Origin of the sequence: Croceitalea sp. MTPC6, assembly GCF_036985525.1 — a bacterium.
Classification (GTDB): Bacteria; Bacteroidota; Bacteroidia; order Flavobacteriales; family Flavobacteriaceae; genus Croceitalea.
On the sequence record NZ_BTGR01000006.1, the window covers coordinates 230,804 to 246,970 of the forward strand.

A 16,167-nucleotide genomic window follows, 5' to 3' on the forward strand; every position below is an offset into this window, starting at 1 on the left:
GGGTTGATGTATATTTTGCCCTAAAAGCTGTATGAAGTGTTGCTAATTCATCTTATACACAATCAAAGAATTTTCTTGATCCTTTGCGACGAGTTCTAACTTTCTGTCATTATCCATATCCACCATGTCAATCAAAGAGCTACCATAAACTGGGAAGTTGGGAATGGTTTTGGCTTGACTATCGAAGAGATATATTTTCTGATTTTGGATATCTGTAACCGAAACATAAATCTTATCATAGATATAGAATATTTTAGGTAAAGTGTATACCCCTAGTTCGAGTTCAACCTTTTTGCCTTTAATGCTTAGAATATTGTCGTTCATTAAAGCTAGAGTTTTGCTTGTGGCAAACATGCCATGATCTTGATTTAGATTAAAATTGGTGGCCACCAGTTTCCCATTAGTGTCTATTTGATGTAATATCCCCTTTTTATCGGTTAAGGAAAATTTATTTTTGTACAGGAATATATCATTATCGGAAAAGTCTATCTTATTGGAAACTTTAATTCTGTCTTGACCAGCTCTATGCCTTATTTTAAGGGTATTATTCTCAAGTTTAAATAGCAAATAGTCTTTCTTCTTTATCCGAAAATGTTGTGGAGCAGTTATAATTGCACTTTCAGCTTCTTTATAAGTAAACCCTTCGACAATATCCGCTTTGCTATTATACATGAATATTTTTCTCCCTTGAGTGACTAAAAACCTGTAGTTTTTAGTATTGTCGTAATCAAATACCGCTAACGGATTTAGGTTTCCACCTTGAAAGGTTTTGTTGAACGGTGCTACTTCATCTCCATTCCTGTCTAAAATCAAAAATTGGTTGTTCGTACAAAATGCAAGTTGCAATCTACCATTTTTATATATATCAACTTGATGGATTTTCCCTTGAATCTTCCCATCTAGTTGTTTTTTCCATAGTACTTTTCCATCTGAAGAAATTAAATACAAAAAATTGTCTTTGTCCTGTACCACCACTTCTTGCTTGTTTGTGCGGTGGTTTTTAACAAATTGTGGATTTATACCTAAATCTGTATCTAATTCTAGTGTAAAAAGTGGCCCTACGGAATTTGATTTTATTTCTTTTTGAGTTTTTGATACTACGACGTTCAAATGGTAAAAACCCATATCGGCAACCACTTGTGCGGCAAAAGCATGATTTTTGAAGTCTATTTTTTTTATATCCTTGAATAACTGAGTGGAAAAATCCATTCCCACAAAGTTTTGGATTCCTTTTTGGTTGGCGATAAACAATAATGAAGATTCATTGGCCAATAATGATTTAGTGGAATAATAGGTTTCCGTCTTATTAAAGGTGGAACCGCTCCTAGAATTTGCTATAATACTTTGTAAGATTTCTTTTTTGGAGGCAAAGACAAACGTGTTTTCTAAGACGGTGCAAAAATTGGAGTCAAAGTTTCCCACAAGGGGTTCAAAAGAACTTGATATAAAGTCTTTATCCTTTAAAGCTGTAATTTCCGCACCTTGATATTGCGAAGAGCCAATGCTTAAGTTGTTTATGGCATCTGTCAAGTTATCAACTCCAAAAGAATTGAGTGCTACGGCCCTTTCTTTGTTCAAAAAAATAATTCCCACTTCTTCAATAGTATTAAAGATTGTATCGATGGGTTGGGATATGTCCAAGTACTTTTTTTGATTGAGGGCAAACTTTTCAAAATCGCTAAAGCTATATGAGAGAATTGCGTCAGAATTTTTAGGAGCTATGCTGGAAATTCTTTCTGCAATTGGAGATGTTTCTTTAAAAAGGTTTAGAAAATTGTTTGTGGAATCATTAGCGACTGCAATACCGTTGAAAGAAGTTTTGTTGGATTCCGTGCTAAAATCAACAGAAATCCAATCTGCAAAAGAGCTTAATTTGATGGTATCTTCACTCTTTAAATTACTAGAAAGTAAATTGCCTCCATTTTTTAAGTTGATAAGTATAGATGCTGATTTAGTGTTGTCTGTAGTACTGTAGAGCTTAGCTAATTTTGTGGGGACACTTTTATTTTTGCCGATTCTAATAAAGTTTTCCAACAATATTTGAGATGAGCTGGCTATAATTTTATCCTCAATCTGATAAGAGTAGAGGGTGTTATTGTCGATACTGTATTTTTTGACTTCACTACTTTCATAGGTAAAAGTCTCAACTGTTTTGTCATTTGCTTTTTCCAGAGCGAAGAAATCTGGATTGTTATCTGAAACGAAAAGGAATTCAAACTTTCCCTTTCCCAATTCATAAAAACCAATAATACAATTGGTGTTAGGATTTAAATAATTTATTCCATTGACCTTTCTGGAAATGGTTTTAAAAAGGGACGTTTTTTTTGACTTGGCAAAAAACCCGCTATTTTTTAATTCGCTCTTAAAGTTCGACAGGTTATTAACTTTAATGACAATAGAAGCGTGTTGTGGTAAGTAATTAAGTAAGGAATCAGAAGTTGTCTTTTTTTCGGCACATGAAAGTATAACTAGAAAAAGAAATAAAATTCTGAATTTCATTTTTGAGACTTTGAAAACAAATTTACAGTCTTTATTAGATTTCTAAAGTTAATTGCTCTGGTAATTGCTTAAAGCTCTTTCTGTGATATTTGGTCAGTCCATATTTTCGAATCGCCTCCCTATGCTCTTTTGTGGGATAACCCTTATTTTTTGCCCAATTATACATTGGAAACTCTTGGTGTATCCTTAACATGTATTCATCTCGGTATGTTTTTGCCAAGACTGAAGCAGCTGCAATACTCATATACTTACTATCACCTTTAATGATGCATTTATGGGGAATATCATTGTAAGGTTTAAACCTGTTTCCATCAACAAGTATTAAAGATGGTGATTTTTTAAGCTTATCCAAAGACTTATGCATCGCTAAAATAGATGCATTTAAAATATTGATTTTATCAATTTCATCTTCAAAAATGTGGCAAACACCAAAACCTGTAGCACTTTCCTCAATAATTGGTTTAAGTTGTTCCCTTTTAAGTTCTGAAAGTTGTTTAGAGTCGTTTAAAATAGTGTTGTGAAAATCTATTTTTAGAATAACAGCAGCAGCAGTTACTGGTCCAGCTAAACAACCTCGACCAGCTTCATCAGTGCCAGCTTCGTTTTCTCCTATATGAAATACTTTAAGCATTCAGGGCTTAAAAGTAAATCAAATCCTGATTTTTGATATGTTTAACCCGATTAAAAAATGTTAAAAAATTAAAGATGTCTCAATTGGACGGCACACATCTGAAAATATTGATAATTATTAGGGTTATTTTAACATTGAAAGCCTCAGTTCCAAAGTATTTTTTGGATAATTAACTATTTATTATGATTTTTGGCGTTGACTAATTCAAAATTCAAATAAATGAGATCAAAGCTAACTTTGATGCTCACACCGTTATTGGTGTTGTGCATGACTTTCTCTTTCGCACAAGAGAAAACGATTTCAGGTAATGTTACAGACCAAAATGGTTTGCCTCTACCTGGTGTATCTATAGTTGTTGTGGGAACTTCAACTGGAACACAAACAGATTTTGATGGGAACTACTCCATCGGCGCTAGTGTAGGACAAGTGCTTAGGTTTAGCTACATTGGCCAAACGACTGTTAATAGGACAGTTGGTAGTGCAAATTCCATAAACGTTCAAATGCAAGAAGATGCTCAGGCATTGGAAGAGGTAATTGTCACTGGGCAAGGTTCAGGTATTGAAAGACGAAAGCTTTCTACAACAGTCGATGTGTTGAACGAAGAAGAGATTGATAAATTGCCTGCAAACCAAATTGACCAATTGCTTCAAGCGACTGCGCCTAGTGCACAGATTAGGCTAAGTTCTGGTCAACCAGGTACAGCCTCCGTTATCCGTACAAGAGGGCCAATTTCGGCTGCTACGTCTTCTACCCCTGTTGTTATTGTTGACGGTGTAAGGGTAGATAACCTTAACTCTAACCCTCAATTGGGTCTTGCCACTGGTGGTTTACAAAGTTCTGCACTAGCTGATATACCTGTAGAATCAATCGAAAGAATTGAGTATATCAAGGGAGGTGCAGCAACTACGTTATATGGTGCAGATGCGGCAAATGGTATTATCCAGATTATTACTAAAAAAGGAAAGGATGGTAGGTCATCTGCCTTTTTTGAAAGTAGAGTGGGAGTTATAAGTGCAACTAGAGACTTTCTTAAGTATGAAAGAACAGGTGAAGCCTTATTTGCCAATGGATTTTCTCAGGAATTTAGAGTTGGTATCAACGGTGGTAACGAAAATTTTTCCTATAACTTTGGAGGAAGTCTTTACAAGGATGATTCTTTCAACTTGTTGAACGAACAAGTTAGAAGGACTTTTACTTTTGGTCTAACTGCTAAGATTAGTGACAAACTTAAATACCAAGGTTCTTTCTCATACGTTAATTTTGATTCCAACTTGGATTACAACGCTAACACAAGTTTTTCAAGATTTTCTGCTTTTGAAGGCGCTGGTAGAGGCGATTTAGATTTGTTGACAGATGAAGAATGGCAAGCAGAATTAGATCGTTCCAATAGGATAGGACCTTTGGTAGATAATACTGCCACAAACAATCGTTTTACGGCTTCCAATAAGTTTATCTATGATTTTACCGATAATTTTCAGGCGAATTTCACTGTTGGTATAGACAATAGGAACACCGTTCAAGAACTTTTACAGTCCAATGCACTACTGGTTGCTTTAGGTTCTATTGCTGAGGGAACTACTGACCAAGGTAGTTTATCCAGAGCATTACGTTCATCATTTACTGTTACAGGAGATTTAAACTTCACCCATAAGGCTAATTTTGAGAATTTTTCATTTGTAACTATTCTAGGTGGACAATTTTTTAGAACTACGGATAGACAAAACCAGTTAAATGGTTCTGGAGGTGTTGATGGAACACGTTCTTTGAACAACTTCTCAGAGCAGACATTTGCTGATTTTGTATTGGAAAATGCAAACTATGGACTTTACTTTTTGGAGAATATTGGTTTATGGGACGTGGCTTTCGTTGAACTGGGAGGACGTCTAGATAGAAATACTTCTGCAGGGAACAATACCAGTGCTCTTTTCTTACCTAAGGTAGGTGCTACTTATAATGTTTCCAGTCACGACTTTTATAGAGATTCAGAATTCAGTAATATTCTTTCGACAATTAGATTGAGAGGAAATTATGGTGAAGCGACAAACTTTGCACAGCCTTTCTCACAAGATAGAACCTTTTCCCAAAATCCATTTCTTGGAGGTCCATCATTTACTTTCAATAATCCAGGTAATAATGATTTGATTTCCGAAACAGTACAGACAACTGAATTTGGTGCTGAACTAGGGTTTTTCAGAGATCGCTTATTTTTAAGTGGGACAAGGTATATGGCGACCACAAAAGATGCGTTGTTTACACCTCAGGCTTCTCCATCAGAAGGACAGTTCAATCAAATTGCAAACATTGGTGAAGTTGAAAACAAAGGTTGGGAATTTGAGCTAAGGGCTACTCCTATACAAACTGAGAAACACACGCTTTCGTTAAACGTTTCTTACAATACCAATGAAAATTTGGTAACGGATTCAGGAGGGGCGCCTTCATTTGTCGTAGGTGGATTTAATGTGCTTGGTTCTGTTGTGGACGAAGGTCAGAGTCTTGGTTTCTTACGAGGAACTGCCGCAGTTTTACAAGATGATGGTACTTACGCATTTGAGACCAATTCCTTCTTAGGGGATACTTTTGCCCCTAACTTTGGGTCAATGAGTTTAAATTATTCTTGGGGCAAGTTTAACTTGTTTGCTAACGCGGATTATCAATTTGGTGGTAAAATAACGGACCTTAGCTTTTTATTAAGACACTTAAGAGGTTTTGATAATACAGGGATTCCTGAAGAGCTTGTAGGTGCTACTTCTCCTTTTAATTACGTTAATTTCTTTGTTTTTGATAATGATTTCTTAAAGGTAAGAACCATAGGGGCATCATATGATTTTGGAGAGATTGGTAAAGGATTGTTCAGCAACATCAGATTTGGAATAACAGTATCAAACCCTTTTAATGTTACAGCTGGTGGTTTTGACCCTGAAACAACAGGGTCGGGTATTTCTGCTCAGAATGGTTTTGCCAGTGGAGGATTTGCTTACGGTATTGAATCCCCACCAAGAATATTTATGAGTTCGTTGAAATTTGAATTTTAATTGAAAGAAAAAAAGATGAAAAAAATAATAATAACAATATTCGGTGGACTACTACTTTTTAGTTGCACCAATGGTTTTGACCAGGTCGTTGACTTTACGGAAGTCGAAAACCCTAACCTCTCGGAAGGCTCTGTTGTAGGAGTAGAAAACTCTGCTACCATCCTTTTGTCAGGTGTGGAGCGAGAATTGGCGTTTGCTCTAAACGAGATTTTGATCTTAGCGGAGCTTGGTTCTGATAACTATGTAAATACACAAACATTCTTTAGTCAGTTTTTAGATGGTTTGGAGATGCAAGCAACGGACCCGGACATTAGAGATACTGCTAGAGATATTCATCGTCTCAGGGAACTAGCGCTTTTTGGACTGGAAACTGTTGGCCCAGGAGATCCAAATTATAATACAGATATCGAGGCAGAATTCAATTTCTTTGCAGGAATGGCTTCTTTGTACTTTGGAATGTATTTTTCTGCGCTACCAGGGGAGCCATTTGGAGTACCATTAACTGATGTCCAGCATTATCAAAATGCAATCGACTTTTTTGATGCGGCATTGGCATTAAATGCCCAACCTGAATATCATTTGGCAAAGGCTCGTGCAAATTATTATTTAGGGAATCAGTCAGAGGCGGTTTCAGCTGCTCAGGCGGCACTCTCATTAAGTACTAATTTTGACCGCTTTGCATTATTTGATCAGGCCAATGGACCGGTTAATGCTTTTGAAAATGCGCTTTATCAAAGAGCTACTTTTGACGATTTACAACCTTTACCTACACTGGATTTTCTTGATCCAAAGTATTCTTTTTTAAATACTGATCAGGATGCTCCAGTACATTATCTTAAGGCTGAAGAAGCTTATTTGATTTTGGCGGAAGCTAATTTGGCTGATGGCAACGCTGGCGCTGCCCAAACTAACATTTCTGACTTATTGGATTTAATTGCTACAAGAGAGGTTAGAAATATTGATGATTCTATTGAACAGAGAATAGAAGTGGATCCAGGAAGTAGACCAGACAATGCAGCAGTTGTAGTTAACGGTAGAACAGGATTGGTATTAGATAGACAGTCCGGTAACGTTAATGTGCCTTCTGTTTCTGGTACATCTTTAACTGCAGGAGATATTTCATCCTTTACAGCTGATGATGCAGGACTTGAACTACTATACAGAACTAGACAAGAAGTATTTATTGCAGAAGGATTACGTTTTGCTGATATGGGTGTTAAGCTGATTATTGATGAAAATGAAATATTATTGAACGAAAATATTTCTGATGGAGATCCTGGAACTGTTCCAGTTATACCTTCTTTTATTTCAGCGGTTATCCCAGACTTGGATGCTATAACGTATGATGCTACAGCTGGTACAGCTACTACAGCGATTGATTTGAATCAAATATTAGTTGCAAATAAAACTGCTCCTGAAGTTTTGCCTTTCCATTAGGAAAGATAATAAAGCAATATAAAGTAAAAGCCCCATTTGTAATGGGGCTTTTTTTATTCTCTTTTTGTTATTGTATAAACTTTTAAGTAGAATTAATAGAGAAGCGAGTGGGTTTCAAGTAGGTACATATTTAGAATAAGTTAAGTAGGCATTCTTTCACTAATTAGAATCTAGACCAACTATATTATCATAGAGTATTTAATAAGGACCATATAGATTTTCAATAAAATTAAAGGAAGTGTAGACGGTGCCAAAATAACGATTAGCAATCAATTTATTCCATAAAATTAAGTAAAGAGTACGTCTTCATTATGGTAATGTTGTGTTTTAATAGGCGCTTGTCCTTCATTAATAACACGTTGTATTCTTGGCATACGGAGCTATAATCATTGTACAGCAAGATAACTGGTCTAGCTGACAGTGAACTTGAAAACTTATCTAGAAGAGGATAAGGAGGATATTATTTGGATTCTTCTGAGTTGTTGTTTAGAAAATTAAAAAACTTTTCAGCATCTTCTTTTTTCTTTAAATTTAAGTTCTGTTTTTTTAGAAAAGCTAAAGCATTAGAATTAAAAGTGTTGACCAAGTCTTTTTTTCTTTTTGGCAGGGATTTTATAGTGCCATTCTCTATTTGGAAGTATAAATCAGACTTAATTTTGAGTTCATCTTTTTGTTCTAAGTTTAATAATGCCGAGTCTGATGGCGCCTTATTAATCTTGATTTCAAAGAAATCATAAAGGATATAATTTCCATTGGTTAATCTTTGAACGAAGATAAGCTTTCCATTTTTAGGATTTTTGATACTTACGAAAGATTTACTGTCAAAAATGACTTCTAAATTGTTGATTGGTCCAATGGCCACAATATTTCCATCTCTCTTTGCTTCAATTTCTTTCGTAGCTGCATTATATCTAACAGGAATCAACATTTTTTGTTTTGTCTCATGAAATAGAACAGTACCAGGCAAAAAATCTTCATTTAGATATGATGACCCATTTAGAGCTTCTTCTGGCCCAGATACTATTCTTATAGACATAAAAGCCATATCAGAATAGTTGTTTAGTTGATATGAAGGGCTGTTATCCGTAGAATTTACAATTTGGGAAAAACAAATATTGGTAAAACATAAAACTAAGAGTGTTAGATACTTCATTTTTTTAGATTAAAAATTAACACGTATTTTTTTGTTGTTATTATCGAGCTTCTGTGGAGAAGATGAATTTTTTTAAATATTTAAAATTAGATTAAAAAGGAATAACATAAACATTTAAAAGATAATAATATTGATTTACTTATTGAACTTTAAATTCAAAAATCTCTGAATTAGAAGTGTTTCCATTACTATCAGTGGTAATAACTTGCCAATAATAAGTTGTGTTTCCAGATATGCCCACATTTTCAATAGATTTTTCAGAAGTGGAGCCTAATGATATAGAAGGTGTGACTTCAGTTCCAAATAGCACTTCATAAGTGGTTATGTCTTCATCAACGTCACTAGCATCCCATTCTAAAGTGATAGATGTAGTAGAGGCAATATTTGCTCCCCGAGTTGGATTAATTGCCTCTGCAGGAAAAGGAGCATAATTTTCAATTCCTGGACCTTCGTTAAAAAACCTCCAGGTTTGGCTAGTTGCAGTTTCATTTGTGCCATTTGCTTTTGAAATTACAAACCATTCATAAGGGGTACCTCTTTCAATTAGTAAAGTTATTTCGTTAGTTGATACTGATGTTCTTAAAAAATTACTGGTATTAAGATTGGTCAAATTGATTTCATACGTGTCTGTATTTTTCGAAGTATTCCATTCAAAAGTGACATTGCTTTTTGTGTCACTTACAACAGCACCAGTATTGCATTCCGTATCATCTTCAGGAAATATCAGAGTGGAAGCGGATGGTGAAGGAATCATTGGAGGCGGAGTGTCATCACCTCCACCACTTGAACTTCTACTGCAAGAGGTAAAAAATGAAATAGAGAGGACTAATAGAAATATTTTCTTTATATAAATTGTTTTCATCTTTTGATAATTTTATAATTCAATAGCGATTTTTCGGTTTTAATATTCAATAGATAAACGCCAATTGGGAAACTATCCATATTAAATGAAATCTTGCCTGATCCATCAATAATCACTGGCTTTCTATAAACTTGTTTTCCAGAAACAGTGAATAATGATATCTCAGTTGCTCTAGTGGTTTGCCCTCCTAAATAAACACTTAAATCTCCTGATGCTATCGGGTTAGGATATACGAGTAAATTTTCACTAAGAATAATAGTCTTACTATAAGTGCCTTGGCAATCTAAATCTGTTTTTACAGAAAGCGTATTTTCCACTTGATCTAAAGGAAGTGTTATTTCACTTTTTGAAGTTTTGTATACTGCTTCATTTAGAGTTATTGTGTATAAAGAACTTCCGGAAAGATTTAGGACTACCTTATTTTCCAGTGAACTGACTTTAGAAATAACTGATAGTGCGTCCGGTTGGCTAATAATAACATCAAAACATGCTTCATAATCAGCTTGCCCGGCAACAGTGAGACAAACTTCATAAGTGCCAGAGGATAAATCAGTAAATGAGGTATTAGAAGTAAAATTATTACTAACATTTAATCCATCTCCATTTAGAACCGCAGTATAATCAAGAGAAGTTTCTGCTGTAATATTAATAGAGCCATTATCAGATGAAATACAAGATTCTCCAATTGTCATAACACTAAAATTATTTGAAGGAAGTGAAAAGACTTCACAGCCATCCACATCAACAACTGCTCCGTCTGGCGTGTTGGGACATAAATCATTTGCATTGGGTACACCATCATTATCTGCATCTGTATCACACACATCTCCAACGCCATCATTATCTGCATCTGCCTGATTTGCATTTGGGGTAAGAGGACAATTATCATCTATATCTAAAATCCCATCATTATCATCATCAGGGTCACATACATCGCCAATAGTATCTCCATCATTATCAGCTTGACTAGCATTACCAATCAAGGGGCAATTATCATCAACATCTAATACACCGTCATTATCATCGTCATCGTCATCCTGAAAGCCCTCAATGATGAAATCATCAATGATTGCACCTTCTTGGTTAACTGAGGGGTCAGATTGAAAAACAATTCTAAATACAATATTATTTTCTCCTGTTAAATCTGTTTCTCCAGCTACAGCATTGGCCACAAAATCATATGCATACTCAGTCATATTGACATTGGATCCTGTCCACTGTGCTCCTGGACAATTTTGACAATCATCGTTTGCTCCAGAACTCGCATTGGTTCTATCACTATTATACCAGTTGGGCTGACTGTTGATGTTGCCTAAAATACTCCATGTGCTTCCATCATCAAGAGAATATTGAACATAAACGATATCAAAATTGTTTTCTAGTTCATAAGCCATGTTAAATTTAAGTACTGGGGCTACTATAGATGAAAGTTCATAACACCCACTAACTAAAAAACCTGTTATGGCGTCAGGGTGATTTCCATCTAAGTTGGTCCCATATACTTGTGTTCCAGAAGTAGCGGTATTTAAGTTACCTCCAGGAGCTGGTACTCCTCTTTCCCAAACACTTGTCAAAGGGTTATTTTCATTATAGGTTAGGAACTCTTCCGCGTCACTTTCAAATTCAAATATATCTCCACCTGCAGAAAAAGAATTGGAAAAGAAATCAGTAGATTCGGAGTTATTATCTACAAATGCATCATTTGGAATGTTTACAGAAACATTAAAGTTATGAACCCCTCGAGATAACCCTGTAATTGATGGGAGAGCAATTGTTGTGCTTTCAGCGCTATTTAAAGTAACAGTTTCATTTATGGTTTGGACACCATTAGAGTCTAACTCATATGAAATCTCAATATTGGTAATTGGATTTAACCCATTATTTTCAATAACAATTTCAGGAATAATCTCACCACATAAAATTGAATTATTAGATGGTGTTAAACTTAACAATCTAATATCATTATCTGGGGTTTGCACAGGAATAGGCGATTGCCAAACTCCTCTGCCATATGTAGATGCAGAAATCGTTTCATTCTCCAAACTAATCTCTATATCACTGACAGCGGTACTTGGAAGCCCTGTAAAATATTCCTCCCATTCAGATAAAGTGTCATCTAAACGATATACACCGAGATTGGTTCCAACATATATAGGATTGTCAGTGTGTCTTCCCTGATGTGCAATAGCAAAATATGCCTGATTAGTTGGTAAATTAAATGTAATATCCTCTTCAGGTCCTGCAGTCCCGTTTGAGTTTATAGGTACTTTAAATACACCTCTTATAGTTTGTTGATTAGCTTGACTTATACCAACTCTGTTAGAAGTTGTGACATAAATTGCAGAACCATCAGTTTGGTTAATGGCTATATCTGAAACAGCGGAATCAAATTCATTAAAGATAGAAAAAGTTACACCTCCATCTTCACTTCTGTACACAAAATCATTTTCTGCTGCGTAAATTACTAAAGGATTGTTCGGATCAATTTCAATATCATCAATATTACCATCACCAAAATCATTGGACCATTTTTCCCATGCATTTCCGACTAGTTTGTAAACTGCTTTATCATAACCTGAAAAAACACCTCCATCACTGGCAACGGCAAGTGGTGTTATCCAATTTCCCTCAAGTTGATTCCCATCATCATCTGATGGAGAAGAAACTATACCTACGGATTGTCCTGCGTTATTTGTAATAAATAGAGGATCTCCAAATTGAACAAAACCATACATTAAATCTTCATTTTCTGGATCAACCTCATAATCCATCCCATCACCTCCAGTGTAAACGTTCCAATCATTACCATTAGATACATAGCCTGCATTGTCTTGAGTTCCACCAGCTATACGGTCGTCGTTTCCTTTTGCGACTGAAATTCTATAAAACTGAGTGATAACCATATTGGAAGTCTTATCTGTAAAAGAGACTCCATCATTTTCTGAGATATATAAACCTCCATCAGTTGCAGCGAATAAAGTGTCACCAAAAAATTTAAGCGTATGAATATCGGCATGACTATAAGAAGCATTATTGATAAACCATTGGTTTAATCTATTGAAGGTGTCTCCTCCATTACTGCTTCTCCATATATTGAGACAACCCATATAGATTTCATCGGCGTTGTCAGGAGCCACTACCAAGGCCAAATCAAACCATGCCTGATTGGACTCCATTATGTTAATAGTGTTTGGACTTTCAGTAAAAGTAAGTCCACTATCAGTCGATTTATAAAGACCCTGATAAGAAAAATCATTTCCACTGGTATTGGCACTTAAAATATATAATACTTCTGGATCCGCAGGACTAACATCTAAAACTAGCCTACCGGAAGAAGCCGGTAAAATATCTGTGATTTGTTCAAAATTTTCCCCATCAGTGCTTCTGTAATATATAGAGGATGTAATAGCATAGACTGTGTTTGAATCTCCAGGCTTAAGCCTAAAATCTTTGATATTTCCAGATTGTTTTCTTTCCCAAGAAACACCGGCATCATTGGATTTGTACAAACCAAAACTAGTGGAAACCCAGACTATATTAGAGTTGGTCGGATCAATAGTGATTTCACTCATTAATCTATTGTTTGTCCAGTTAGCAACAGTTGTTGGACCTAGCGAAGTTTCTATCCAAGATTCGCCAGCATCTATGGACTTGTATACGCCTACACTATAAGAATCGGCGGCGTCATCGTCACCAGTGGCTATATAAATAATGTTAGAGTCATTTGGGTCAATAGCAATCCCAGAAACTCCTATTTGAAGAAAATTATCGAAAAGATTTATCCATGAATTGCCAGCATCAATTGATTTCCAAATACCGCCGGCAGGTGCTCCAGCATACCATACATTGTTATTGTTAGGGTCAACAGCCATACTATTGACCCGACCAGTACCAGGAAGACTTCCAGATAACACCCCTGGAGAGAATGGTCCAATAGAGGTCCAACTAGCAACTGGATTAGGCACTGCCAAGCTGTTGACTTTATCTTCCCAACTTTTCAGTAATGATTTTGTTGATGGCAGATGACCATCAGTATTTGCCATATGTTTCCAATAATTTTCCCAACGCTTATATTGTTTGTATCCACTCCCTTTTATAGTTCGATCTTTATCTTTCCAATATTGATTGAATGCATCAGTTATTTCATAAATACTATAATTTGTTTCATTTCCCTTGTTAGAGATACTACCTTTTTTTTTAAGATTGGCCATCCATGGAGCATTATCAATATATTGCGCATAGGAAAATGCAGTTGTCATAAACAACAGCAGAAGTAATTTTCTTTTCATTTGAATCTTTAATATTGACTGTCAAATTAGATAAAATAAAGTCAACAATGAAACCTTTACTCTTATAATTCTTGGAATGATGTCTTTTATGCTTTATTAGCTATTTAGTGTAAAAATTTCACATTTCTTTACGAACAAAAAATATACCTTTGACCAACAAGTTGGTTGAATGAAATATACAATATTTGCCATCCTATTCTTTGCGTTTTTGATCAGCAGTGCACAAGTAGCTCCAAATATTGAGCAAAAAAAGAAAGACTCTGTTGTAAAAGATTCAATAGGTTTGGACAAGGATTTTTTCAAATCTAAAGAACAAAAACAAGCTAAGCCTATTACGGTTGAAGATTATAGAATAATTTCTTTTCAAAGGGATACAATATCTCTAGACACTACACTTTCCATAAAAAAAGAGTACAAATACAATTATCTGCGAACAGATGATTTTGAATTGATGCCATTCTCAAATGTAGGACAACCGTACAATTTGCTTGGTAAGAGTTTTGATAATACCACAATATATCCGAAAATTGGTGCTGTTGCAAAGCACCAAAAGTATTTTGAAATTGAAGATGTCCCGTACTATAACGTTGCTACTCCACTTACGGAGTTAATGTTTAAAACAACTTTTGAACAAGGACAGTTTTTAGACGCAATGCTGACTTTAAACACTTCAGAAAGGTTAAACGTATCCTTGGCATTTACAGGCTCAAGATCACTGGGTAAATATCAGTTTGACCAAAGTGAAGCAGGAATTTTTAGAACCACGTTTAGTTATAGGACTAAAAATAACAGGTATTGGATTAGAGGACATTATGCTTCCCAAGATATTGAAACAGAAGAGAATGGAGGGATTTCTGATAAAGAACTACAATTTGAATCTGGAGATGAAGAATTTTTGGACAGGTCACGAATAGATGTTGCTTACACCAACGCTGATAATAGAGTTTTGGGAAAACGTTATTTTTTGAATCACCAATTCAACTTGGTGAGACCCAAAAGAGATTCTATTAAAACTAGATCTACGTTATTGGCAATAGGGCATCAGTTTAGTTATGAGTCCAAGTTTTATCAGTTTAACCAAAGTGTTCAAAACTTTAGTTTTGGTGAAACTTTTGATGCTCCTATTGCAGATAGGGCTACATTAAAAACATTATACAATCAAGTTTCCGCTAATTTTTCAAATAAAACTTTGGGTAGCTTATCCGGAAATCTAAATCTATATAACTACAATTACTTTTTTAATAGTCTATTGATATTGGATAACGACCAGGCTATTCAGAACAAACTTGAAGGAGAAGAAGTTGCATTGGGAGCTGATTACAAAAACAAAATAGGACGACTAATACTTTCCGGTAGTTTAAGATATAATCTTTCGGGGGAATTGTCTGGAAATTTGATAGATGCCAGTGCAAAATATCAGATAACCAAAAACAATGCTATAACTGCATCTGTTCATGGTTCATCTCGAGCGCCAAATTTTAATTTTTTATTGTACCAAAGTGATTACACCAATTTCAATTGGCAAAATGACTCCAGTTTTGAGAAACAGCAGACACAATCTATTGTTTTTGGTTTTGATTCTAAGTTCTTTGGAAATATTTCAGCTAAATACTCCGCTATAGATAATTATACTTATTTCACTACGAATTCCGAAATCTCTGAGCAGGATATTACAGACGGAAACCAAAATGCCTTTGTAAGGCCTTTTCAGGAAACTGAAACTATAAATTATCTAAAGGTTAAATATCAAAAGGAATTAAAATGGAGAAAATGGGCGTTGAACAATACTCTAATGTACCAGGAAGTAACCCAAACCGATCAGGTGCTAAATGTGCCTCAATTTGTTACTCGTAATTCTTTATATTTTTCAAGTGATGTTTTTGATAAGGCAATGTTTATACAAACTGGTGTGACTTTTAAATACTTTACCTCTTATAATATGGATGCTTATCATCCATTGTTGGGAGAATTCTACACCCAAAACAATGAGGAATTGGGAGGTTTTCCTTTGATAGACTTTTTTATTAATGCAAAAGTTAGACAAACACGCATCTTTTTAAAGGCGGAGCATTTAAATACCATTTGGAGTAAACAGTACAATTATTACTCTGCACCAAACTATCCATACCGTGATTTTGTAATCAGGTTTGGGTTAGTTTGGAATTTCTTTTCCTAATTTTTTGTTAGAATTTAAATGTTAGCTTCTGAAAATCAGTTAGATGATTTTTGGCAAAGAAAAAGGTTTAAAAATAGTTTCAGAAGT

The 16,167-nt window shown here is 35.1% G+C and carries 8 protein-coding genes; 3 read left to right on the plus strand and 5 right to left on the minus strand.

Going from position 1 to position 16,167, the window contains the following annotated elements; all coding sequences use genetic code 11:
• Positions 1–42 precede the first annotated feature (42 nt).
• Together AACP56_RS12840 and AACP56_RS12845 are read right to left on the minus strand one after the other, a co-directional pair.
• Entirely contained in the window at positions 43–2,499 is a 2,457-nt protein-coding gene (locus AACP56_RS12840; protein ID WP_339337036.1) for a ribonuclease HII, read from the minus strand.
• A 34-nt stretch (positions 2,500–2,533) separates the two neighbouring features.
• Positions 2,534–3,130, minus strand: coding sequence for a ribonuclease HII (locus tag AACP56_RS12845; protein WP_339337035.1), 597 nt, complete (start codon positions 3,128–3,130; stop codon positions 2,534–2,536).
• 219 nt (positions 3,131–3,349) lie between these two features.
• On the opposite strand from AACP56_RS12845, the gene AACP56_RS12850 reads away from it, so the two are divergent.
• Entirely contained in the window at positions 3,350–6,163 is a 2,814-nt protein-coding gene (locus AACP56_RS12850) for a TonB-dependent receptor domain-containing protein (RefSeq protein WP_339337034.1), read from the plus strand.
• Positions 6,164–6,178: 15 nt separating this feature from the next.
• Positions 6,179–7,600 (plus strand): hypothetical protein, encoded by a 1,422-nt coding sequence (locus AACP56_RS12855; protein WP_339337033.1) that lies wholly within the window; start codon positions 6,179–6,181, stop codon positions 7,598–7,600.
• Between the two features lie 460 nt (positions 7,601–8,060).
• Here the strand turns inward: AACP56_RS12855 and AACP56_RS12860 are convergent, their stop codons facing one another.
• From AACP56_RS12860 to AACP56_RS12870, 3 genes are all read right to left on the minus strand, one after another.
• Positions 8,061–8,753, minus strand: a complete 693-nt coding sequence (locus AACP56_RS12860) for a hypothetical protein (RefSeq protein WP_339337032.1) — start codon at positions 8,751–8,753, stop codon at positions 8,061–8,063.
• Between the two features lie 139 nt (positions 8,754–8,892).
• The gene (locus AACP56_RS12865) at positions 8,893–9,615 is read right to left on the minus strand and encodes a hypothetical protein (protein ID WP_339337031.1); all 723 of its coding nucleotides are present in this window, start codon (positions 9,613–9,615) and stop codon (positions 8,893–8,895) included.
• Positions 9,612–13,904, minus strand: coding sequence for a thrombospondin type 3 repeat-containing protein (locus AACP56_RS12870; RefSeq protein WP_339337030.1), 4,293 nt, complete (start codon positions 13,902–13,904; stop codon positions 9,612–9,614). The genes AACP56_RS12865 and AACP56_RS12870 overlap by 4 nt, the downstream gene beginning before the upstream one ends.
• 169 nt (positions 13,905–14,073) lie before the next feature.
• Between AACP56_RS12870 and AACP56_RS12875 the strand changes: the two genes are divergently transcribed.
• Positions 14,074–16,080, plus strand: a complete 2,007-nt coding sequence (locus tag AACP56_RS12875; RefSeq protein WP_339337029.1) for a putative porin — start codon at positions 14,074–14,076, stop codon at positions 16,078–16,080.
• Positions 16,081–16,167: the final 87 nt, after the last annotated feature.

Coding starts and splice junctions, on each gene's coding strand:
- AACP56_RS12865 (WP_339337031.1), bottom strand. CDS start 9,615: ATGAAAACAATTTATATAAAGAAAATATTTCTATTAGTCCTCTCTATT.
- AACP56_RS12855 (WP_339337033.1), top strand. CDS start 6,179: ATGAAAAAAATAATAATAACAATATTCGGTGGACTACTACTTTTTAGT.
- AACP56_RS12870 (WP_339337030.1), bottom strand. CDS start 13,904: ATGAAAAGAAAATTACTTCTGCTGTTGTTTATGACAACTGCATTTTCC.
- AACP56_RS12840 (WP_339337036.1), bottom strand. CDS start 2,499: ATGAAATTCAGAATTTTATTTCTTTTTCTAGTTATACTTTCATGTGCC.
- AACP56_RS12860 (WP_339337032.1), bottom strand. CDS start 8,753: ATGAAGTATCTAACACTCTTAGTTTTATGTTTTACCAATATTTGTTTT.
- AACP56_RS12875 (WP_339337029.1), top strand. CDS start 14,074: ATGAAATATACAATATTTGCCATCCTATTCTTTGCGTTTTTGATCAGC.
- AACP56_RS12850 (WP_339337034.1), top strand. CDS start 3,350: ATGAGATCAAAGCTAACTTTGATGCTCACACCGTTATTGGTGTTGTGC.
- AACP56_RS12845 (WP_339337035.1), bottom strand. CDS start 3,130: ATGCTTAAAGTATTTCATATAGGAGAAAACGAAGCTGGCACTGATGAA.